Below are 18,751 nucleotides of genomic sequence, written 5' to 3' on the forward strand. Positions count from 1 at the left end.
CCGTGAGACCGCCCCCGCACGATCGAAGTCCCGCTACACTCCCGCCACCCGGCGAAAAGACCAGGTCAGACAGCGAAATCCTGCTGGAGTACTAGCAGCGGGCCCCGGGCACGCCGAAGCCCTCCACGGTGATCATCGTGGAGGGCTTCGGTCAGACCTGTTCTACGAAGTCAGGCTTCTTCCCGCATCAGGCTTCTTCCCGTATCCGCAGTAACGCCTCCTGCGCCACGGAGGCCACGAGCTGTCCGTCCCGGTTCCGGAACTCGCCGTACGCCAGGGTCACGTCCGTCCGCACCGGCCGACTCACCGACCACGATCTCGCTCACCTGCCCATCACTCCCAAAGCTCGCAGGGCTCGCACGTGGACGGGCCGGTCCACCGTCATCCCGTCCACGGTGACGGCTCCGGTCCCGGCCTCCTCGAAGGCCTCGCACACGCGTGCCGCCCAGGCCCGTTCCGCCTCCCCGGGTGCGAACACCCGGTGGGCCGCCTCCACCTGCCCGGGGTGGATGCAGAACTTCCCGCCGAAGCCGACGCCGCGCGCCAACTCCGCCTGCCGCTCGAAGAGTTCCACGTCGAGGAAGTCCGACTCGGGGCCGTCCAGGGCGCCGATGTCTGCCGCTGCCGCGGCGTTGGCGATGCGGGCCCGGGCGTAGGCCAGCTCGGTGCCCTCGCGGGTCCGGGCCACGCCCAGCGACGCGGTGTAGTCCTCGGATCCGAGCGAGACGGCGTCCAGGCGAGCCGAGGCCCGGCAGATGGCTTCCACCGCCGCGAGGCCCGCCGCCGACTCGATCCGCCCCATCAGGCGCACGGACCCGGGCCGCAGATCCCGTACGGCCTCCAGATAATCGAGATAGTGATCAACGTGTACGAGGGTGTCGACATCGTCCACCTTCGGCAGATGCAGTCCGTGCAGCCCCGGGACGACGACGGCGTCGAGGTCGGCCTCCAGGAGATCGGAGTCCAGGGCGTTGGGACACACCCACAACTCCCGCTCCTCCGCCGGGAAATCGGCAAGAGCTGCGGCTACGAGGCGACGGGCCGTGACCTTCTCCCTGGCCGCGACCGAGTCCTCCAGGTCAAAGGCGATGGCGTCCGCCCGCACGTCACGGGCCTTGCCTATGAAACGCTCGCTGCTCCCGGGGACGGAAAGCATCGAACGCAGTGCGAGTACGGGCGTCCGGGTCACGATCGTTCACTCTTCGCAGCGTCGAGACGGAAGACAGGGATACCGTCACGGGCGACCTCGACGACCGATACCGCTGCCCCGAACGGGGTGACGCCGCTGCCCGTGACTCCCTCCACGAGACAGCGCATACGCACGCCGTCCCGTAGCTCGACGACCGCGACCATCCGCGGGCGCTGGCCCTTGCGGCGCACCTCGACGGCGCTGCACACCTTGCCGCTGCCCGGGCTGCGCTCCCAGCGCAGTTCGGTGGAGGAGCAGGCAGGACAGAGCAGACAGGTGCGGAAGACCACCGTGGCGCACCAGGTGCAGCGCTGGAAGCGCAGTTCCTTGACGAGGGACGGAGGTCCGATCACCTGCTCCCGCTGGATGGTTCGCACATACATGAGTGGTGCTGTTCCTCTCTCAGTCCTGCTGCGGCGGGGCGGTGTGCCGCTGCCGCAGCTCGGTCTTGAGGATCTTTCCGGCCGCTGAGACCGGGAGGGCCTCAATGAAGTGGATCTCGCGGATCCGCTGGTAGGGAGCGACACGCGCGGCTACGAACTCCGTGAGCTCGCGGGCAAGTTCGGCTCCGGCCACCCATCCGGGGCGTGCGACGACGTATGCGACCGGAATCTCCCCGGCCTCCGCGTGCGGCGCGCCGATGACGCTGGCGCTCGCGACCGCGGGGTGGTGATGGAGCAGGTCCTCCAAGGGTCCCGGATAGACGTTGTAGCCCTTGTAGATGAGCATGTCCTTGGCCCGGCCGACCAGATACAGCCAGCCGTCCTCGTCGAACCGGCCGATGTCGCCGGTGCGCAGCCAGCCGTCCTGGAACTGCTCGGCGGTCAGATCCGGATGCCCCTGGTAGCCGTCGGTGATCTGCGGACCGCGGGCCCACACCTCGCCGGTCTCGCCGGTCGGTACGACCGGGCCGCAGCCCAGCTCCCTGATCTCCAGGTCGGTGTCGAAGAGCGGGGCGCCGACGCTGCCCAGAGGGACCGGATTGTCCCGCAGGAGCGGGTGGGTCGTGAGCGCCATGGTGGCCTCTGTCAGGCCGTAGCCCTCGACGATGCACGCGTTCGGGAACAGGCCGTGCAGTTGCTTCAAGGTGTTCGTGTCGATGGGCGCGGCACCGGAGTTGACGAGCTTCACCGACCTCAGGTCCGCGTGCTCGATGCCGGGCAGGGCGAGGAGGCTGTGGAACAGGGCGGGCGAGCCGGGCAAGGCGTTGACTCCGTGGTCCTCGATGAGCCGCACGAACTTCCGCGGGTCGAAGCGCCCGGCGATCACGACAGTGAGGCCGGTGGCCACGCTGACGGACTGGCTGACCAGACCCATCGCGTGGAACATCGGCGCCAGTGCGACGGACGTCGACTCCCCGATGGCAAGTGTGTGCGGCGTCTGCGCCTCGGAGACGTGCTCGAGGTGGATGTACCCCGGCTCGTCGCAGACGGGCCGGGCGGCGCCGCGCCAGGAGCCCATCTGCAGAGTGTTCGCGACGACGTTGCGGTGCAGGACGCGTACGGCCTTGGACCGTCCGGTGGTGCCTCCGGTGAACGACAGATGCGCGACGTCGCCGCCGGACACGCCCTCGGGCGTGCCCGGATCCGTCTTGAGGAGCTCCTCGAGCGGTGTCCCGCTCAGGTCGGCGTCCGCGGGCGCGGGGGCCGCGTCCGATGCCGGAACCAGCACGATCAGCCTCAGCCCCGCAACCTCGGCCTGGTCCAGGGTGGTCCGTGTGGACGGGTGGGTGAACACCGCTACGGCGGCTGCCTCTTCGAGCTGGTCGCGCAGGGCCAGGGGCGGAAGGGCCGGATTGACCGGGGTGACGACGGCGCCCGCGAGCAGGATGCCGAAGTACGTGACCGTGAACCAGGCAGAGTTGGGCTGGTGCAGGGCGACGGTCTCGCCACGGCGCACTCCGCGCTCCCGCAACGCCTGGGCGATACGCAGCGCGCTGTCGTACAACTCATCGTAGGTGAAGGTGAGTTCACCGTCGTGCAGGGCGATCCGGTCCGGGTATCGGCGGGCGGAGCCCGCGAGGACAGCGCCGAGCGGCCCCTCGGGATAGGTCAGGCTCTCGGGCATGCCCTCAGGCACATACCGCTTCATCCCACGATCCCCTTCTCACGCAGCGTGTCGATGTCCTCGAGGGTGAGCCCGGTCGCCGTGGCCAGGACCTCGGTGGTGTGCGCTCCGATGAGGGGCGCAGGCAGGGGCTCGCCGACCGGGGTCGCGCCGAACCGCGGGGCGGGTGCGGGCTCGTGGCCTCCGTGGGAGCCCCGGCGGAAGGTGCCGCGGGCGGTGTTGTGCGGGTGCTCCGCCGCTTCCCTGAGGGACAGGACGGGGGTGACGCAGGCGCCCTGCCCCGCGAACGCGGACGCCCACTCGTCGCGCGTGCGGGTGGCGAAGATCCGAGTGAGCCGGTCCTTCATGGCGGGCCAGTTCTTTCGGTCGCGCTGGCGCGCGAACTCCGGTTCCTCGGCGAGGCCGAGGACCCTCAGCAGGGCGGCGTAGAACTGCGGCTCGATCGCACCGAGGGCCACATGCTTGTCGTCGGCGCAGCGGTACACGGCGTAGAAGGGAGCACCACCGTCGAGGAGATTGACGCCGGGCCTGTCCTCCCAGCTCCCCCGCGAGAGGAAGCCGTACGTCATCGAGAGCAGCAGCGCGGTGCCGTCGGTCATGGCCGCGTCGACGACCTGCCCCTCGCCGGTGGTGCGCGCGTGGAGGAGCGCGCTGACCAGGCCGAGGGCGAGCAGCATGCCGCCGCCGCCGAAGTCACCGACGAGGTTGACCGGCGGTACGGGGTCGCCGCCCGCGGGGGCGATGGCGTGCAACGCGCCCGCAAGAGCGATGTAGTTGATGTCGTGCCCGGGGTCCTGCGCGAGCGGCCCGTCCTGCCCCCAGCCCGTCATCCGGCCGTATACGAGCTTCGGGTTCGCGGCGAGGCACACGTCGGGGCCGAGTCCGAGCCGTTCCACGGCTCCCGGCCGGAATCCCTCGATCACGGCGTCCGAGGCGGCGATCAACTGCCGTACGGCATCCGCGCCTTCGGGGTGCTTCAGGTCGACGGCGATGGAGGTCCGACCACGGTGGATCACCGGGTGCCTGGTCTCCTGCCCCGCCTCGACGGGCCGGTCCACACGGATCACTTCGGCGCCGAGGTCGGCGAGCATCATGCCGCAGAACGGGCCGGGGCCGAGACCTCCCAGCTCAACGACGCGTACGCCGGCGAGCGGGCCCTTGGCCCCGCTCACGGGACTCACTTTCCGGTCCAGCGCGGGGCGCGCTTCTCGGCGAAGGCCCGCGGGCCCTCTTTGGCGTCGTCGGAGGCGAAGACAGGGGCGACGATCTCTCGCATCCGCGGCCAGGCCTCGTCGGCGGACCAGGCCGGGGCCTCCGCGACGATCTGCTTGGTGGCGCGCACGGCGAGCGGCCCGTTGGCGGCGATGGAGCGCGCGAGCTCCAGGGCGCCCTCCAGAGCCCCGCCCTTCTCGGCGACGCGGTTCACGAGGCCGTAGGTGTGGGCACGCTCGGCGTCGAGGAAGTCGCCGGTCAGGGCGATCTCCATGGCCACGGCGTACGGGATGCGCTGCGGCAGGCGCAGCAGCCCGCCCGCGGCGGCGACGAGACCGCGCTTGACCTCGGGGATCCCGAACCGGGCGTCACGCGCGGCCACGACCATGTCGCAGGCGAGGACGATCTCGCAGCCGCCGGCCAGGGCATAGCCCTCCACGGCGGCGATCACGGGCTTGCGCGGCGGCGCCTCGGTGATCCCCGCGAGGCCACGTCCCTCGACCACGGGCCGCTCCCCCGCGAGGAACGCCTTGAGGTCCATGCCCGAGCAGAACGTGCCGCCCGCGCCGGTGATGACGCCCACGACCTGGTCGTCGCGGCGGTCCAGCTCATCGAGCGCGGCGGCCACACCCTCGGCCACCGCGCGGTTCACCGCGTTGCGGGCCTCGGGACGGTTGATCGTGATGACGGTGGTGCCGTCTTCGCGGAAATCGGCAATTACTGCGTCGGTCATGCAGGGCTCCCGGCTCTGGATCACGGACTGCGCTGTGCGGTGGACGAACGGCTCCCGACCGCAGCAACCAAGCACCAAATTTGTGTCGAACATTCGTTAAGTTACGAGGCCACGCGCACGCCTGTCCACCCTGTGTGATCCACCTGGCACCTCGAGCGCCACGCCGGCACAGAGCGACCACTGCGAGTACAGGGCTCTGCCTGCGCGAGTGGGCCTGTCTTCACCGGTCCGGTGAAGACGCCCACGTCTCCACCCTCAGTCACCACCCCGGAGACGACCGCGTGCCAGACCTTCCGCAGGTCACCCTCGCACAACACGGCCGCACACCACCCCGAAGCCGACCAGGGCTACGACCAGAGCCCCGAGCGCGATCAGCCACATCTCCCCGCGGACCAGGAAATCCGGATCATGTACACGGTATGAGCCGATGTCGAAGACCGAGCTGCCCACCCACGCACCGATCGGGACGGTGACCAGGATCGGTGGAAGGGGTGCCCGTACGGTCCGGCCGGCGCGGCACTCACCGGCCGCTTGGCCTGCACATGCGACGGATCCACCAGTCCAGTTTCACCAACAAAACTTGGTCCTATTACTGGGGGCGTCAAAATGCGCAGCCCTGCGATGAGCCGCACGAGGATTCGTCAGTTGCACCTACCGGTGTACGCGTTACTGTGGAGGTGTGGCCTCTGACGTAGCGCCGCAGACACCCGCAGGTGACGCGGCGATCGAGTCCGTCAGCGTCCTCGGCGAGGACTCCCGGCGGCAGATGTTCGCGTTCATCCGACGTCAGCGCCGCCCCGTGACCCGGGACGAGGCCGCCGCCAGCGTCGGCATCTCGCGCAAGCTCGCCGCCTTCCACCTCGACAAGCTCGTGGACGCCGGCCTGCTGCGCGCCAGGTACGGATCACCCGGCGGGATCCGGAAGGTCGGCCGCCAGCCCAAGGTCTACGAACCCACCGGCAGCCACATCCACGTCAGCATCCCCGACCGCCGTCACGAACTGCTGGCCGACCTCCTGCTGGAGGCCGTCCTGACCGAAGACGGCGAATCCGCGGCCCGCGCCGCCGTGCGCACAGCCGGCCGGCGCGGCCGGTCACTGGGCGAGAGGGAGCGCAAGCAGACGCGTCCCGGCCGGCTCGGCGCAGAACGTGGACTGAGCGCCTGCGAGCGGATGCTCGACCAGCACGGCTTCGAGCCGTTCCGCGAAACCCCCACCCAACTCCGACTGCAGAACTGCCCGTTCGACCCTCTGGCAGCCAAGGCTCCCGAGCTGGTGTGCGGCATGAACCACGCCTTCATCGCCGGTTACCTGCAGGGCCTGGAAGTAACCGGCGTAGAGGCGATCCTCGCCCCGCGTCCCGGGGAATGCTGCGTCCAGCTGGGCCCCACCAGGGGGTGATGCGCGGCTCTGTTCACCACAGCGACGTCGTCGGGCTGCCGACCGAGGGCGTCACCGACGCCACCTGGCGCTACCTGAGCGCGGCCGGCAGAACCAGGGCCGCGGCGCCGAGATGACGGTGGGCGACGACCACGGGGATCGGCCCGGCGTTCCTAGACCGGAGCATTCCCATGGTTACCAAACTCAATATGCACCGCTCTTCGGCGACGACGGAATCGGCAGGGCAAGGCACCATCACAGCGAAATCGTCCGCCTCAGACTGGGGACTTCTTCTGATCAGGCTGACCATCGGGCTACTGATGGCTGGGCACGGCGCTCAGAAATTGTTCGGCATCTTCGGGGGCAAGGGTCTGACGGAGACCGAGAAGGGATTCACGGCCCTCGGCTACCACCCCGGAAAACTCTTCGCCTTGATCGGCGGTCTGTCCGAATTCCTCGGCGGCCTCGGCCTGGCTCTCGGACTGCTCACACCGCTCGCGGCCGCCGCCATCATCGGCGTAATGATCAACGCCATGGCAACCGTCACCGGGCCCCACGGCCTGTGGGAGACAGACGGCGGAGTGGAGTACAACGTCTGCATCGCCGTAGTTGCCCTGGCTGTCGCCGCGATCGGTCCAGGGCGCCTGGCCGTAGACCGGTTCTTCCGTTGGGGAACGGGCGGCTGGCCCGAGGCTGCCTTCGCCCTCGGCCTGGGCGGAATCGCCGCCGCGATCACCCTGGGTATCTGAACCTTCGCCCCCACACCCGCCGCGGCACAGCCGACGCCCTTCGCAAGCAAGGCGGGCACCACCGGTCCAGCCTTCGGTGGGTGCAGCCGTGCCACCCGCGCCGCTCCGGCGATCCGCCGCACAAAGGCGCGCGGCTCCCCGGCCTGTGTGCGGCGGGTTGAAGGAAGCTGCCGCTAAAGAATGGCGAGCAGAATGACGGCGCCGAAGGTACGCTCCGTTCTCACTCTCCTTTCCGATGAAGACTACGGAACAGTTGCTGACACCTCGCTCGCTCCTCAAGTAGTTCTGCTGAGCCCAGGACTGGAGAGACATGGGAACTCAGCTCAGCCCCGAAAGCACTCGATCACCCCTACAAGTGGGCCACAGAGTTCAGGTCAACAGCTCGGCGATGGCGTCGGTGAACTGGATGAGCCATGCCGGGTCGCCATGCTCGCGGCCCCAGTGGGCGTCCATCACAGCGCGGGCTTGGGCCCAGAGGCGGACGCGTTCGCGGTCGAGCTCGGCGGCGTCGGCGAAGACGGCCAGCCGACGCAGAAGCGCGGCCTTCAGGTCTTCAGCGGCGAGCAGATCCTCGCAACAACTGCGGAGAAGCCTGATCGCGTCGTATGACGGGTCCCCGACATATCCCTTGGGGTCGATGGCCAGCCAGGGCTCTCGCTCGGCCCGCAGCACGTTCCCGAAGTGCAGGTCCCCGTGGACGAGGGTTTCCGGCTGGTCGTGGCCGAGGTCTCGGAAGGTTGTGACAGCGGCCTGCACAACACGCTGCGGCAAGGGACGTGGCAGCCGTTCTGCGTCCTTTCTCAGGTCTTCCTGCCAGCCCTCGACTTGATCCCGGAGGCGTGGCAGACCTGTTGGGGCTTCGACGGAGAGCCTCCGAAGGAGCTTCCCGGCGACAGCCATGGCCTCATCGACGTCATCGAGGTCGGCCAGAGTGCCGTCTCCGGCTCGCTCCAGCAACATGGCGAAGTGCGTGTCGTCTCGTTCTCGCAGCAGCACGGCACCCCGTCCGCCCCATGCCACGAAGGCATCTGGTTCGTGAACGTTGCCGGGATGCGGGAACGAGATCTTCAAGACCGCGGACGCACCGTCAGCCGACTGAACAGGCACGATGATCCCCACCCCACCATGCCCGACTTGCCCGACGACCCCGCAGTTCCAACGCTCCAGAAACTCATCGATCAGACGCGGCAGAGACGCGACCCACACCCGTCCGCGCTGCCCCTCTCGTCCGATGGTGCTCCGCGCGAACCCTTCTGGGATCTCGATCATCACAGCACACTAGCCCCGGCCGCCCGAGCGCAGCCGGGCTCCCGGGGAATTACGTGACGCAAGCCGCGGGGAATTGCGCAATCGTCCACAGACCGTGCCTGTGCGTGCCGAGTACTGCGCTTTGACCGCGAGTTCCACGAGTCCGGCAACCAACTCGCGGAGGTCATGCAGGATTCAGGAAGTCGCCGCCGTCCGGCGTTGCTCACCGGCCCGTGACGTCAGGTGCGTTCCGTTCCGACTCGTTTGTCTCCTCGGCTGCTACGGCCCTGTCGCGACGGCGGCCCAGCAAGGTGCATCCCGCGATCACCAAGCCGATGGTGATGACCCTCGCGGCCTGGTAGTAGCCCGACGCCAGTTCCTGCGGGGCGCCTGGCAGCCGGAAGAAGACCCACGCGGCCGCGAGAGCCCCGAAGGCGATCAGCGCGACAGCCCCCCACGTCCCGAGGCCGGCCCACCAGGGCCCCGGGTCGTACCCCCGCTCCTCGGTCTGCTGAACGTCCTTATCGGTCACGGTCTGTTCTCCTGAGCGCGCGGGCGTGGTCGCGCGGGAAGACGTGGGCCAGGCCCGGAAGGTTCACCGGAGCACCCGCATTCTTCGGTTTCACCCCCGACAGGCGCCACGGACACGCATCCACCGCTCCTCGCCATAAAGTCGCCCCCTACCACCAGCGGGTTGGCCACCCGCCACTCGGTGCCGGTACCGCTCATCGGACGAAGGGTGCGGGACGACGCGTGGTGGGAAGCGGTCCGCAAGGCCCATGGCGATGCTGAAGGCACCCGCGCGTTGATCGAAGTCTTGCTGGTGCACCGGCACATGAGTCACGAACACGTCGTGACCGGCACCGCCGCCGCTCTCAAGGCCGCTGCCCTGACCGCGGACGCGGTCGCGCTGGAGGCCAGAACCGTGCCAGGCCCGACGACCGGGTCACATTGAAGCAGATCGAGAACAGTTGACTGCTCATACCTCGTGCATCTCCGATCCACTGACGCTCGACACGGCGCCTCGCCGGCCCGCCCAGCCCAGGGGCGTTCGGTCGCCCCTTCTTTCCGGCCATGCGCCGAAGGAATCCGCAAAGCTTCCGGACTATGCTCACGCGGGTGCGGATTACCAAGTACACCCATTCCTGCGTCCGGTTGGAGCATGAGGGCGGTGGCACGCTGGTCATCGATCCCGGCGTCTGGAGCGAGCCCGAGGCACTCGCCGGCGCGGACGCGGTCCTGGTGACCCATGAGCACAACGATCACGTCGACCTGCTGCGGCTCAAGGGGTTGGGCGTACCCGTCTACGCCCCCAAGTCGGCGCGGCTCCCCGGCCTGGACTTCGCCGGCATGGTCCCCGGCGAGGAGGTCACCGTGGCCGGCTTCCGGGTGACTGCTCAGGGCGGGCGGCACGCGCGCATCTACGGAGACCTCCCGGACTGCGCCAACCTCGGCTACCTCCTCGAGAGCCGCGAAGGCCGCCTCTATCACCCCGGGGACTCCCTGTTCCGTCCCGATCGACCGGTGCAGACTCTGCTGGTCCCCTTGCAGGGGACATGGATGAAGACGGACGAGGCCATCGACTTCGTCCGCACCATCCAGCCGGAACGGGCCTACGGCATCCACGACGGGCAGGTCAACGAGCGAGGCCTGAGCAGCCTCAACGGCTGGCTCACCGCAGAGTGCGGCGGCTGCTACCGCTGGCTCCCGCCGGGCTCGACCGCCCAATAGGTCGAGCCGCCCGCCCCGTCCCGTTCACTGTCACCGCCATGCGCGGGCCGGGGTGCCCGAGCACCATGGCCCTGTCGGCGGCCACGGGCTCCTGGCCGCCGACAGGGCGGCACTACGCGATGTCGGCGACATCGTCGTCTCCGCCCTGCCCGACACCAAGCGTGCGAACTCGGGCTCACCGACGAACCCCTCCTCGCCCAGGTAGACGGGCTGCGGTTCATCGCCCTGCCCATCCCCGACTTCACAGTCCCGTCGATCCCCACCCTGCTGCCGGCACCTCGGGCACTCACCGAAGAGCTACGGGCTGGCGCCCGCATCGTGACGCACTGCCGCTGCGCCATCGGACGGTCCTGGCCACTCACGGTCTCCCTGATGATCCTGGAGGGCATCGCGCCGGAGGCCTCCTGGGCCTCCATGCGAGCAGGCCAGAAGTACGCGAGTGCCGGACACCGAGCAGCAGCACGCGTGGACGCTGGAGTTCTTCCACCACGTCTCCCCCGGCAGGCACCACACCGACCTGCACGGTGCAGCCGGCGTGCACAGTCGTGCGTCCCCGGCGGGCCCTCAGCCTCCACCGGCCCGGTGATCCCCCGCCGTCTCGTGACCTCCGCCGACCGGGGCACGGCCCACCCGGGAGCCCACGGAGATCTCGTTGCTGGTGCGGTCGGTGGAATCCGGCGCGGTGGGCGTGGGAGCGGACGGAGGACCGCACGTGGACCTGGATTGGGGCCTGTGTGATCCCACCGAGTTATCGCCCTTGCCCCCGAGAGCCGCGGAACGAGAAGCGCCCCTTGAGGTTCACGTTCTCGCTCGAATCAATCGCGGTCAGCCAGTCGCGCAGTTCCGCGGCGAAGTCCGGATCGCTCGTGATGTACCGCGCCAGCGCCGTGGCAAGAGCGGTGGGATCCGCGGCGGCGTGGTCGATGGTCGCCATGGCTTCGGAGTCGCGCCGGAAGCGGTGCCGGATCATCTCCAGTGCGTCGTCCACGGCGCGAGTGCCGACGCTGTTCAGCGCGCCCTGTCCGACAGCCGTGGCGACCGCCACCGCAAGTGCTGATGCATCCATGTACCCCTCCGACAACTGGCCTGCGCGCAAGAGCTGGCAGCCGGGCGCACTCACTCGCCCCCCGCGCCGGCGCGGAGCTAGATGATGCCAGAGGGGCCTGTGGGTAGCGAATCAACTCCCCTCTTGCACAGAGTTGTTGAGGTGTTGGGGAGGTTGTGTGCATATACCGTCGAGTCCTCAGCGCGCCAGCCCTCGCGGGCCCGCCGACTCGGCCACAGGGTGTCGATCGGTGCCGCCCTGGGAACCGTGAAGTGTCGGCGGCGATTGTCCTCGTGGCCACGACCGGGTGCACGTGGTCGCAGGTCCCGCCTGCGTTCGGGCCATCCGGGGCCGCGGCTCACCGCCGGTTCATGCAGTGGAGCCGACAACCGATCAGATCCTGGCTCGGTCCACGCCGCCAGCACCCCGTCAAGTTTCATGCCCACCAGACCTACGACAATCATCACCTTCGGCAATGGCTCCGCCTACGCCACATCACACCGCGCCTCGCTCGCGAGGGAGTTGAGACGTCACAGAAGCTGGGGCGCCACCGGTGGACCATCGAAAGCACCGTGGTCTGGCTCGCCGACTGTCGACGTCTCCACCGTCCACCGTCGCTACGCGCGGCAGGCATCCACTTCCTGGCCTTCAGCAGCATCACCTGCTCCCTCATCCGCCACCGCAGAATCACCAATTGAGATGATCTCCGAGGGCTTGCCTTCAAATGATCTCGACTGGTGGATCAATGGATCAATCGGTGGATCACGTCCTGGCATCACACGGTCGAGCGGTGCGGCATGTATCGATCGGCCGCCAAGTGCCGCGTCCACTACTCGTTCTTCTGCGGATGCGCGGCACGCCACGCTGCCATCGACGCGTCCCACTCATCGCCGGTCAGCGCGGTCAGTGACGCCGGGAAGAGGCCGTCCTCCTCCTTGGCGATGTGGCGGTGCAGCTCCTCGACCGCCGCCTTGAACCGGCCTGCGTCGGCCGAATCCGCTAGATCGAGGGTGGGCATCAGGGCTGCGAGCTCACGGTGCTCGGCCACCAGGGCGTCAATGTAGTCCGTGTACTCCGGGTCGTGCCGCATCACCGCGAACAGGCCGTTCTCCTCACCCTGCCAGTGCGTGACCAGCTCCTGTGACATCACCTCGGTGAGCCCTCGCGCAGCCGCCGTGTCACCACGTTCCAGTGCCCGCACCGCATCCCCCGCGGCGTCGGTGACCTTCGCGTGCTCGGCAATGAACTCCTTGATCAGCGGGATCTCACGGCAACCGCAGTAATGGCACATGGGCCCATCACAGACGCTCCCGCCCGGCTCCGGGGCCCGTCAGCGCGGACGCCGCTCCCGTGCTCACCCGAGTGCGCCAGCCAACGGCGACGGCGGTCGCTCGGGGCGAACAGACCAGTCGCCTCGGAGGTCACCCCCGTAGCGGAGCCGGCACGTTGCGATAGCGGCCACTCCATTGACACGCAGTCAGTCCTGGAGGGGAGTCGCGCCGACCCAGCGGTGGTAGGCGTCTACGTCGACGTTGCTGCCGCAGACGATGGTGACGACGTGTCGGCCGGCGAAGCGGTCACGGTCTTCGAGGATCGCCGCGATGCCGAGTGCTGCCGACGGTTCGACGACGAGGCCGGCGTGGTCAAGGAGCATCCGCATACCGGCGGTGATCGACGCCTCCCGGACCAGGACACCGTCGTCAGCGACTAGGAGCAGGTCGTCCAGGACAGCCGGGATGGGACGCCGTCCGGCGACGCCGTCAGCGATGGTGTTGGTCGACTCGGTGGTGACGACACGTCGTTGACGCCACGAGCGTGTCAGGGCCGGTGCGCCCAGCGGCTGGACGCAGATCACCTCGACTTCGGGCGCCCATGCCTTCACCACATGACCCACGCCCGTGGCCAGCGCCCCACCGCCGAGCGCAATCAGGACGGCGTCGAACGACGGCATGGTGTCCACCAGTTCCAGGCCGATGGTCGCCGCACCCTCGCAGGTCTCGATGTCCAGGCTGTCTTCGACCAGCCGGATGCCGTCGTACCGCGCGATGACAGCCGCCCGCTCGCGAGCCATCTCGTGGTCGCCGTCCACCAGCTCCAACCCGGCGCCCAATGCGCGGATACGATCAAGCTTGGCCCGAGTCGCAGAGCGGGATGCCACAACTGTCACGTCGAGCCCCCGGCCGCGACCGGACCAGGCGAGGGCTTGGCCAAGGTTGCCCGCGCTCGCGCACACCACGGCTCGCGGTCCATGGCCGGCCAGCAGACTCGCGACCACCTCGGTGCCGCGGGCCTTGAAGCTTCGGACCGGATTCGCCGTTTCGAGCTTGATGCTCACGGAGCACCCGAGGGCAGGTTCCAGCGCCTCGCAGCGGTACAGCGGAGTGTCGAGAAAGACCGGGTCGATCACCCGGCGGGCCGCCCGGATCCGAGCAGTGTCGAGACGCGTCTCCAGCACGACACAGCAGCGTAGCGCCACCGGCGCTGGTTCCATAAGCAACTTTTGGTCGATCCTGGTGCACGTCGACGGCAGCCACGACGAGTTCGATGTCGCCGGCCTGCGTATGCAGGGTAGGCAGATCGCTTCCGGCGACGATACTCCCGGTGTGGACGACGGCGGCGCGGATGCGAGGTGGGGCGCTCCGAGATGGGACTGCTGACTGCTCCTCGGCCCTTCGTTCAAGAGCTGATTGCCGAAATCGAAGAAAGCGCTTTCGCACACTCTCCCTCGCGACCCCAGAATGTTGTACCTTGCCGAAATGACCCCAGGTCGAAGGGAAGTTGACCTTGCCCACACCCCATCTCACGACGCGAGACAGGGTGTTCGGGCGGTCGGTCAACAGCGAGGCGAAGCGCCAAGACCCACGGGACCGGTTCCGGCCAGGTGCGCCTGCCGGTCACGTATGGAAGGCGCTGCGGCCGCAGGCCCTTCCCAGCCGTAGACCCCCGTTCCACACCAGCCCACCGTGCAGGCCGGCCTGCTGAACGGCCCACTAGGAGACACATGAACTCGTTGGCGTCGCACTGCGACAGCGATCGAAGCCCGCGCACCCGGACGGCGTTCGTCCGCCGCACCGCACGGTGACGGCGCAGCCCGTCGCCGTCGTCCTCGTCGGCGGTCGCGGCTTCGGCCGTGTCCACCGTGCGAACCTGCGACGGCTCACCGGACAAGGGCAGGTTCAGGTCGTCGGGGTCTGCGACCAAAGCCCTCTCGACGCGGAGGAGTTGGATGGGCTCGGGCCCTTCGCGTCCATCTCGCAGTCCACGGACCTCGGGGTGCTTCTGGAGCGCACCCGCCCCTCGGTGACCATCATCAGCACACCCCTCCATACGCACGTCCCGCTCGCGCTGACTGCTGTACGGGCGGGATCGCACGTAATGCTCGAGAAGCCGCCCGCGTCCTCGCTGGCCGGTTTTCAGCAGCTCGCCGACGAACTGCACCGGTCGGGTCGCGTGTGTCAGGTCGGATTCCAGTCCTTCGGCTCCGCGGCGGTGGCATCCGTACGGCAATTGGTGGCGGACGGGGCAATCGGGCGGCCCATGGGTATCGGTGCCGCCGGAGCGTGGGTGCGTGAAGCCCGGTACTACGCCCGCTCCCCGTGGGCCGGCCGCCGCCGCGTCGCCGCCGGGCCCGGGGCCAAGGACACCGTGGACGTCGTGGACGGCGTACTGACCAATCCTCTCGCCCACGCTCTGGCCACCGCGCTGCGTGTGGACGGCAGCGATCGCCAGGACGACGTGGCCGCCGTGGAGTTGGAGCTCTTCCGGGCCCATGACATCGAGGCCGACGACACCTCATGTGTCCGTGTGACGAGTACGCACGGCACGACCATCACGCTCGCCGCGACCCTGTGCGCCGAGCAGAACGCCGCACCCTACATCGTCGTGCACGGCGAACAGGGCCGCATCACTCTGCACTACACCGAGGACCGTGTACTTCTGGAACGGCGGGGTCAGGAGCCCCAGGAGTACGAGCACCCACGTACCGACCTTCTGGAGAACCTGATCGCCCATCTCCGGGAGAACGACGAGCTGTTGAGCCCTCTGGAGCGCAGCGGCGCCTTCAGCCGGGTGGTGGAGGCCGTGCGCACCGCGCCCGAGCCCGTGCGCCTGCCCCCGGGCGTCTGGCACCCGCTCGGCGAGGGTGCCGAGCAGCGTCGGTTGATCCCTGGTATCGACGCCCTGACCGCAGCGAGTGCCGGTCGCCTCGCGCTGTTCTCCGAACTCGACGCGCCCTGGGCGAAGGCGACGAAGGGCTGACCTCCGGCCGCCTCCGCCCCGCGGCTGCAGCTTGCCGTCAGCGTTTCGTCGCGTGGTGCTCCCCGAACAGGTCTGTCGTGTCCACGGGACGCCCCGTCACGAGGGACTCGTTGCCGGCGATGCCCACCGCCAGTGCGAACGCGCCGTCGCGGGCCGTGGCACCCTTGCCCGCTGCCGGGGCCGCCCCCTCGTCGGAGCCGTCGCCGAGCGGGCCGAAGAGTTCCTTGAGCATCCGCAGGTCTCCGCCGCCGTGCGAGCCCGCCGCCACCTCGAAGGTCACCTCGCGCGGCTCCTCCCACAGGGGGCGCAGCAGGATTCGGGTGCGGCCCGGGTTGGCCATCGGCACTCCTCCATGCGCGGCCTCTCCCCCGGGGGCCGCGGTACGCGGGGGCTGCCACGTGTTCTCCTCCACCTCGAGTTCCAGGCGGCCCGCGGTGCCGTTGAACATGACGCGGTAACCCTCCCAGGGAGAGTAGGCCGTCAGGTGGTACGTCATGGTGGCGCCGGTGTCGTAGCGGACAAGGACCGCCAGGTCGTCCTCGATGTCGATGCCGTCACCGAAGACATTGCGGTCGCGCACGTAGGTGTCGCCTGCGGCCTCTGCGTCGAGGTACAGAGCGGTGAGACCGGGGTCGTCCGCCAGGTGGATCGCGTACGGGTCGTCGGCCGCCGCCGCGTCGCCGTGGGCGCGCTCGTAGTCGCGGCGCAGTCCGGTCGCCTCGCCGTTGCCATGGCCGTAGAAGACGAGCCCGCCCTCGGCGTGGACGCGTGAAGGGGTCGCGTTCAACCACCAGTTGACGAGGTCGAAGTGGTGGCCCGACTTGTGCACGAGGAGGCCGCCGCTGTGCCGCTTCTCGCGGTGCCAGCGGCGGAAGTAGTCGGCGCCGTGACGTACGTCGAGGAGCCACTCGAAGTGCACCGACCGCACCTCGCCTATCGCGCCGTCGGCAAGCAGCTTCCAGACCTTTTCGTGGGCCGGGTTGTAGCGGTAGTTGAAGCCGACCGTCAGGTCGCCTCCGGTGCGCTCCAACGCGTCGAGGATCGCGCGGCACTTGGCGGCGTCGGTCGTCAGGGGCTTCTCCGTGACGACGCGGCAGCCCGCCTCCAGGGCGGTGATGATGTAGTGATCGTGGGTGGCGTCGATGGTGGTGACGACGACCTCGTCGATCCGTTCGCGCCGCAGCAGGTCCGCGAAGTCGTCGGGCGCGGTGGCGGTCGCCTCCGGGCGGCCGAGGCCGGTGAGCAGCCGGTTGTGGTGGGCGATTCGGGTGGGGCTGGGGTCGGCGAGCGCCACGACGTCGTAGTGGGCGCGGGCGCCGAGGGCCCTGGTGTACATCTGGGCACGGTGTCCGGTGCCGACGATGGCGGCGCGCCGGGTGGGGAGGGCGGTCATGGTCAGGGTTCCTTCCGTGAGGCGGGGCCGGTGGAGCGGCGGACGATCAACTCGCTGTCGAGGACAAGCTGCTGGGGATCGGTCTGCTGCGGTTCGCCGCCCTCGATGCGGCGCAGTAGCAGATTCACGGACTGCTCACCCAGCGCGTCGAGCGGCAGACGCACCGAGGTGAGCGCCGGGGTGGAGGTCGCGGCGAGGAGTATGTCGTCCACGCCGACGAGGCTGATGTCCTCGGGCACACGCACACCGCGCTCGCTCAGCCGGGACAGGATCCCCACAGCCAGCAGATCGTTGTGCGCCACTACGGCAGTGGCACCGGAGGCGAGGGCGAGGTCGGCGACCTGCGCCCCGGTATGGAACTTCGGTTCGTGCGGGCCGAACTCGCTGATCTTCAGGCCCAGTTCCTCGCACGCCGCGCGCACGGCGTGGCCGCGCTGCTCGCTCGACCAGGAGTCGCGGGCGCCCAGGACGAGGGCGAGGTGACGGTGTCCGAGGGCATGCAGATGGGCCACTGCCTGACGCATCCCGTCGGCTGTGGGCATGACGACCGTCGGGACTCCCGGCACGGGCCGGTTGGCAATGACGCTGGGCACCTGCTGGATGATCTCGTAGAGGCGCTCGGTGTCCATGCGCGGCGCGACGAGGAGCAGCCCGTCGACCTGGCGGGCGAGGGTGAGGGCCAACTCGTATTCGTCGTCGGGGTCTTCGTCTGTGTCGGCCAGGAACACCGCATAGTCCTTGCGGCGGGCGCGGGCCTGTACCGCCTTGGCGACCACCGCGAAGAAGGGGTTGGCGATGTCGGGCACGATCAGGCCGAGGGTCCGGGTACGGCCGAGGGCGAGCGAGCGGGCGACGCGGCTGGGCGTGTAGCCGAGCCGGGCCGCCACTGCGAGCACCCGCTCACGGGTCTCGGGTCTCACCTGCTCGGGCGAGGCGAAACAGCGGGAGACGGTGGAGGGAGACACCCCCGCCTCCGCTGCCACGTCCTCGGCACTTGCGGTCATGAACCCGCCCCGTCGCAGGAGCACGACTGTCCTGTGCGCTCGACCGTCCCACAGTGACGGCTGTGCTCTGTTCGCACGGACCTCTCACCACGGCCGCGTCGCTCCACCGCCACCGTCGCGAGAGCGAGGACTCCCGACACCAGCGGGAGGAGGAGCAGCAACTGCCAGGCGCACACTGCCGTCGCGCACACCGCGGCGGCGAGTATCACCGAGCCCACCAGATCGTCGCGGGAGCGCGCCAGGGCTACGCGACGCCACCCGACGAAGCCGATGTCGGCGCCCGCAGGGCCGTCGTCGCCCGGCTCGCTCCAGGCGGCGGCCGCGCGCAGCTGCACGACGACGACAGCGACGGCGGCCGCAGCACACACCACGACGAGCAGGTCGTGGCCGGGCAGGTCTCCGGCCACGGCGGCGATCCGCAGGTCGGCCGCGAGGAAGGCGAGGGCCGCGAGCCCCGCCGCACCGCGCAGGGTTCCACCGCGCAGGGCACGGCGCCAGTCAGCGGCGAAGCGGCGCGCCGTACCCACGCTCGGCCCGTCGGGTACGCAACGGCGCACCGCCGCGCAGCCCGCTGCCATCGCTGCGGGCCAGGTCACCAGGGGCAGAGAGGCCAGCGTCACGAGCACGCCGATCCACAGGACTTCGGCGAAGAGGGTGAAGCGTTCACCGTAGGGGGTTTCGCGCACTCGGTTGTCTCGGTGCAGGGAATCGCGCCGGGTCGCCATCGCGTACGTCATGATCGTGA

The 18,751-nt window shown here is 69.3% G+C and carries 21 protein-coding genes; 6 read left to right on the top strand and 15 right to left on the bottom strand.

Annotated features, from left to right (window positions below):
• Nucleotides 1-322: 322 nt before the first annotated feature.
• The 6 genes from ACZ67T_RS40085 to ACZ67T_RS40110 form a co-directional block, all read right to left on the bottom strand.
• Nucleotides 323-1,189: an HpcH/HpaI aldolase/citrate lyase family protein gene (locus ACZ67T_RS40085; protein ID WP_469991159.1), complete on the bottom strand. Its 867-nt coding sequence runs from the start codon at nucleotides 1,187-1,189 to the stop codon at nucleotides 323-325.
• Entirely contained in the window at nucleotides 1,186-1,572 is a 387-nt protein-coding gene (locus ACZ67T_RS40090; RefSeq protein WP_469991161.1) for a Zn-ribbon domain-containing OB-fold protein, read from the bottom strand. Before ACZ67T_RS40090 ends, ACZ67T_RS40085 begins: the two co-directional genes overlap by 4 nt.
• Nucleotides 1,573-1,591: 19 nt before the next feature.
• Entirely contained in the window at nucleotides 1,592-3,280 is a 1,689-nt protein-coding gene (locus ACZ67T_RS40095; RefSeq protein ID WP_469991163.1) for a class I adenylate-forming enzyme family protein, read from the bottom strand.
• Nucleotides 3,277-4,428 carry a CaiB/BaiF CoA transferase family protein gene (locus ACZ67T_RS40100; protein ID WP_469991165.1) on the bottom strand — a complete coding sequence of 384 codons (1,152 nt, stop codon included), beginning with the start codon at nucleotides 4,426-4,428 and terminating at the stop codon, nucleotides 3,277-3,279. The genes ACZ67T_RS40095 and ACZ67T_RS40100 overlap by 4 nt, the downstream gene beginning before the upstream one ends.
• A 5-nt stretch (nucleotides 4,429-4,433) precedes the next feature.
• The gene (locus tag ACZ67T_RS40105; protein ID WP_469991167.1) at nucleotides 4,434-5,201 is read right to left on the bottom strand and encodes a crotonase/enoyl-CoA hydratase family protein; all 768 of its coding nucleotides are present in this window, start codon (nucleotides 5,199-5,201) and stop codon (nucleotides 4,434-4,436) included.
• A 300-nt stretch (nucleotides 5,202-5,501) separates the two neighbouring features.
• Nucleotides 5,502-5,651, bottom strand: a complete 150-nt coding sequence (locus tag ACZ67T_RS40110) for a hypothetical protein (RefSeq protein ID WP_469991169.1) — start codon at nucleotides 5,649-5,651, stop codon at nucleotides 5,502-5,504.
• 229 nt (nucleotides 5,652-5,880) lie between these two features.
• Between ACZ67T_RS40110 and ACZ67T_RS40115 the strand changes: the two genes are divergently transcribed.
• Both ACZ67T_RS40115 and ACZ67T_RS40120 read left to right on the top strand, forming a co-directional pair.
• Nucleotides 5,881-6,600 carry a helix-turn-helix transcriptional regulator gene (locus tag ACZ67T_RS40115; RefSeq protein WP_469991171.1) on the top strand — a complete coding sequence of 240 codons (720 nt, stop codon included), beginning with the start codon at nucleotides 5,881-5,883 and terminating at the stop codon, nucleotides 6,598-6,600.
• Between the two features lie 188 nt (nucleotides 6,601-6,788).
• Nucleotides 6,789-7,328, top strand: a complete 540-nt coding sequence (locus ACZ67T_RS40120) for a DoxX family protein (protein WP_469991256.1) — start codon at nucleotides 6,789-6,791, stop codon at nucleotides 7,326-7,328.
• A gap of 369 nt (nucleotides 7,329-7,697) precedes the next feature.
• Here the strand turns inward: ACZ67T_RS40120 and ACZ67T_RS40125 are convergent, their stop codons facing one another.
• Nucleotides 7,698-8,597, bottom strand: coding sequence for an aminoglycoside phosphotransferase family protein (locus tag ACZ67T_RS40125; protein WP_469991173.1), 900 nt, complete (start codon nucleotides 8,595-8,597; stop codon nucleotides 7,698-7,700).
• A gap of 202 nt (nucleotides 8,598-8,799) precedes the next feature.
• Nucleotides 8,800-9,108 carry a hypothetical protein gene (locus ACZ67T_RS40130; RefSeq protein WP_469991174.1) on the bottom strand — a complete coding sequence of 103 codons (309 nt, stop codon included), beginning with the start codon at nucleotides 9,106-9,108 and terminating at the stop codon, nucleotides 8,800-8,802.
• Nucleotides 9,109-9,270: 162 nt separating this feature from the next.
• Between ACZ67T_RS40130 and ACZ67T_RS40135 the strand changes: the two genes are divergently transcribed.
• Both ACZ67T_RS40135 and ACZ67T_RS40140 read left to right on the top strand, forming a co-directional pair.
• On the top strand, nucleotides 9,271-9,531 hold the full coding sequence (locus ACZ67T_RS40135) for a hypothetical protein (protein WP_469991176.1): 261 nt from the start codon (nucleotides 9,271-9,273) through the stop codon (nucleotides 9,529-9,531).
• Between the two features lie 152 nt (nucleotides 9,532-9,683).
• A complete protein-coding gene (locus ACZ67T_RS40140) occupies nucleotides 9,684-10,307 on the top strand; it encodes an MBL fold metallo-hydrolase (protein ID WP_469991177.1) in 624 nt (207 codons plus the stop codon).
• Nucleotides 10,308-11,055: 748 nt separating this feature from the next.
• On the opposite strand, the gene ACZ67T_RS40145 is transcribed toward ACZ67T_RS40140, so the two are convergent.
• Entirely contained in the window at nucleotides 11,056-11,373 is a 318-nt protein-coding gene (locus ACZ67T_RS40145; protein ID WP_469991179.1) for a hypothetical protein, read from the bottom strand.
• 155 nt (nucleotides 11,374-11,528) lie between these two features.
• Here ACZ67T_RS40145 and ACZ67T_RS40150 point away from each other — a divergent pair, with 155 nt between their 5' ends.
• A complete protein-coding gene (locus tag ACZ67T_RS40150; RefSeq protein ID WP_469991181.1) occupies nucleotides 11,529-12,050 on the top strand; it encodes a transposase in 522 nt (173 codons plus the stop codon).
• On the opposite strand, the gene ACZ67T_RS40155 is transcribed toward ACZ67T_RS40150, so the two are convergent.
• The 3 genes from ACZ67T_RS40155 to ACZ67T_RS40165 all read right to left on the bottom strand — a co-directional run bounded on the left by ACZ67T_RS40155 (nucleotide 11,970) and on the right by ACZ67T_RS40165 (nucleotide 13,807).
• Nucleotides 11,970-12,182 (bottom strand): hypothetical protein, encoded by a 213-nt coding sequence (locus ACZ67T_RS40155; RefSeq protein WP_469991258.1) that lies wholly within the window; start codon nucleotides 12,180-12,182, stop codon nucleotides 11,970-11,972. The genes ACZ67T_RS40150 and ACZ67T_RS40155 overlap by 81 nt on opposite strands.
• Nucleotides 12,182-12,643, bottom strand: a complete 462-nt coding sequence (locus ACZ67T_RS40160) for a hemerythrin domain-containing protein (RefSeq protein WP_469991182.1) — start codon at nucleotides 12,641-12,643, stop codon at nucleotides 12,182-12,184. Before ACZ67T_RS40160 ends, ACZ67T_RS40155 begins: the two co-directional genes overlap by 1 nt.
• A gap of 186 nt (nucleotides 12,644-12,829) precedes the next feature.
• Nucleotides 12,830-13,807 (bottom strand): threonine ammonia-lyase, encoded by a 978-nt coding sequence (locus ACZ67T_RS40165; RefSeq protein WP_469991183.1) that lies wholly within the window; start codon nucleotides 13,805-13,807, stop codon nucleotides 12,830-12,832.
• 623 nt (nucleotides 13,808-14,430) lie between these two features.
• Between ACZ67T_RS40165 and ACZ67T_RS40170 the strand changes: the two genes are divergently transcribed.
• The gene (locus ACZ67T_RS40170; protein ID WP_469991184.1) at nucleotides 14,431-15,609 is read left to right on the top strand and encodes a Gfo/Idh/MocA family protein; all 1,179 of its coding nucleotides are present in this window, start codon (nucleotides 14,431-14,433) and stop codon (nucleotides 15,607-15,609) included.
• A 37-nt stretch (nucleotides 15,610-15,646) separates the two neighbouring features.
• Here ACZ67T_RS40170 and ACZ67T_RS40175 read toward each other — a convergent pair whose 3' ends face one another.
• From ACZ67T_RS40175 to ACZ67T_RS40185, 3 genes are read right to left on the bottom strand one after another with little or no spacing between them, the layout of a single operon-like run.
• Nucleotides 15,647-17,002 carry a Gfo/Idh/MocA family protein gene (locus ACZ67T_RS40175; RefSeq protein ID WP_469991186.1) on the bottom strand — a complete coding sequence of 452 codons (1,356 nt, stop codon included), beginning with the start codon at nucleotides 17,000-17,002 and terminating at the stop codon, nucleotides 15,647-15,649.
• A 2-nt stretch (nucleotides 17,003-17,004) separates the two neighbouring features.
• On the bottom strand, nucleotides 17,005-18,006 hold the full coding sequence (locus tag ACZ67T_RS40180; RefSeq protein ID WP_469991188.1) for a LacI family DNA-binding transcriptional regulator: 1,002 nt from the start codon (nucleotides 18,004-18,006) through the stop codon (nucleotides 17,005-17,007).
• A complete protein-coding gene (locus tag ACZ67T_RS40185; RefSeq protein ID WP_469991190.1) occupies nucleotides 18,003-18,743 on the bottom strand; it encodes a DUF624 domain-containing protein in 741 nt (246 codons plus the stop codon). The genes ACZ67T_RS40180 and ACZ67T_RS40185 overlap by 4 nt, the downstream gene beginning before the upstream one ends.
• Between the last annotated feature and the right edge of the window lie 8 nt (nucleotides 18,744-18,751).

It is taken from the genome of Streptomyces sp. NPDC107517, from assembly GCF_055582645.1.

Excerpts from the sequence above, each read along its gene's own strand:
- ACZ67T_RS40090 (WP_469991161.1), bottom strand. The coding sequence starts at position 1,572 with ATGTATGTGCGAACCATCCAGCGGGAGCAGGTGATCGGACCTCCGTCC.
- ACZ67T_RS40095 (WP_469991163.1), bottom strand. The coding sequence starts at position 3,280 with ATGAAGCGGTATGTGCCTGAGGGCATGCCCGAGAGCCTGACCTATCCC.
- ACZ67T_RS40105 (WP_469991167.1), bottom strand. The coding sequence starts at position 5,201 with ATGACCGACGCAGTAATTGCCGATTTCCGCGAAGACGGCACCACCGTC.
- ACZ67T_RS40120 (WP_469991256.1), top strand. The coding sequence starts at position 6,789 with ATGCACCGCTCTTCGGCGACGACGGAATCGGCAGGGCAAGGCACCATC.
- ACZ67T_RS40125 (WP_469991173.1), bottom strand. The coding sequence starts at position 8,597 with ATGATCGAGATCCCAGAAGGGTTCGCGCGGAGCACCATCGGACGAGAG.
- ACZ67T_RS40140 (WP_469991177.1), top strand. The coding sequence starts at position 9,684 with ATGCTCACGCGGGTGCGGATTACCAAGTACACCCATTCCTGCGTCCGG.
- ACZ67T_RS40145 (WP_469991179.1), bottom strand. The coding sequence starts at position 11,373 with ATGGATGCATCAGCACTTGCGGTGGCGGTCGCCACGGCTGTCGGACAG.
- ACZ67T_RS40160 (WP_469991182.1), bottom strand. The coding sequence starts at position 12,643 with ATGTGCCATTACTGCGGTTGCCGTGAGATCCCGCTGATCAAGGAGTTC.
- ACZ67T_RS40175 (WP_469991186.1), bottom strand. The coding sequence starts at position 17,002 with ATGACCGCCCTCCCCACCCGGCGCGCCGCCATCGTCGGCACCGGACAC.
- ACZ67T_RS40180 (WP_469991188.1), bottom strand. The coding sequence starts at position 18,006 with ATGACCGCAAGTGCCGAGGACGTGGCAGCGGAGGCGGGGGTGTCTCCC.
- ACZ67T_RS40185 (WP_469991190.1), bottom strand. The coding sequence starts at position 18,743 with ATGACGTACGCGATGGCGACCCGGCGCGATTCCCTGCACCGAGACAAC.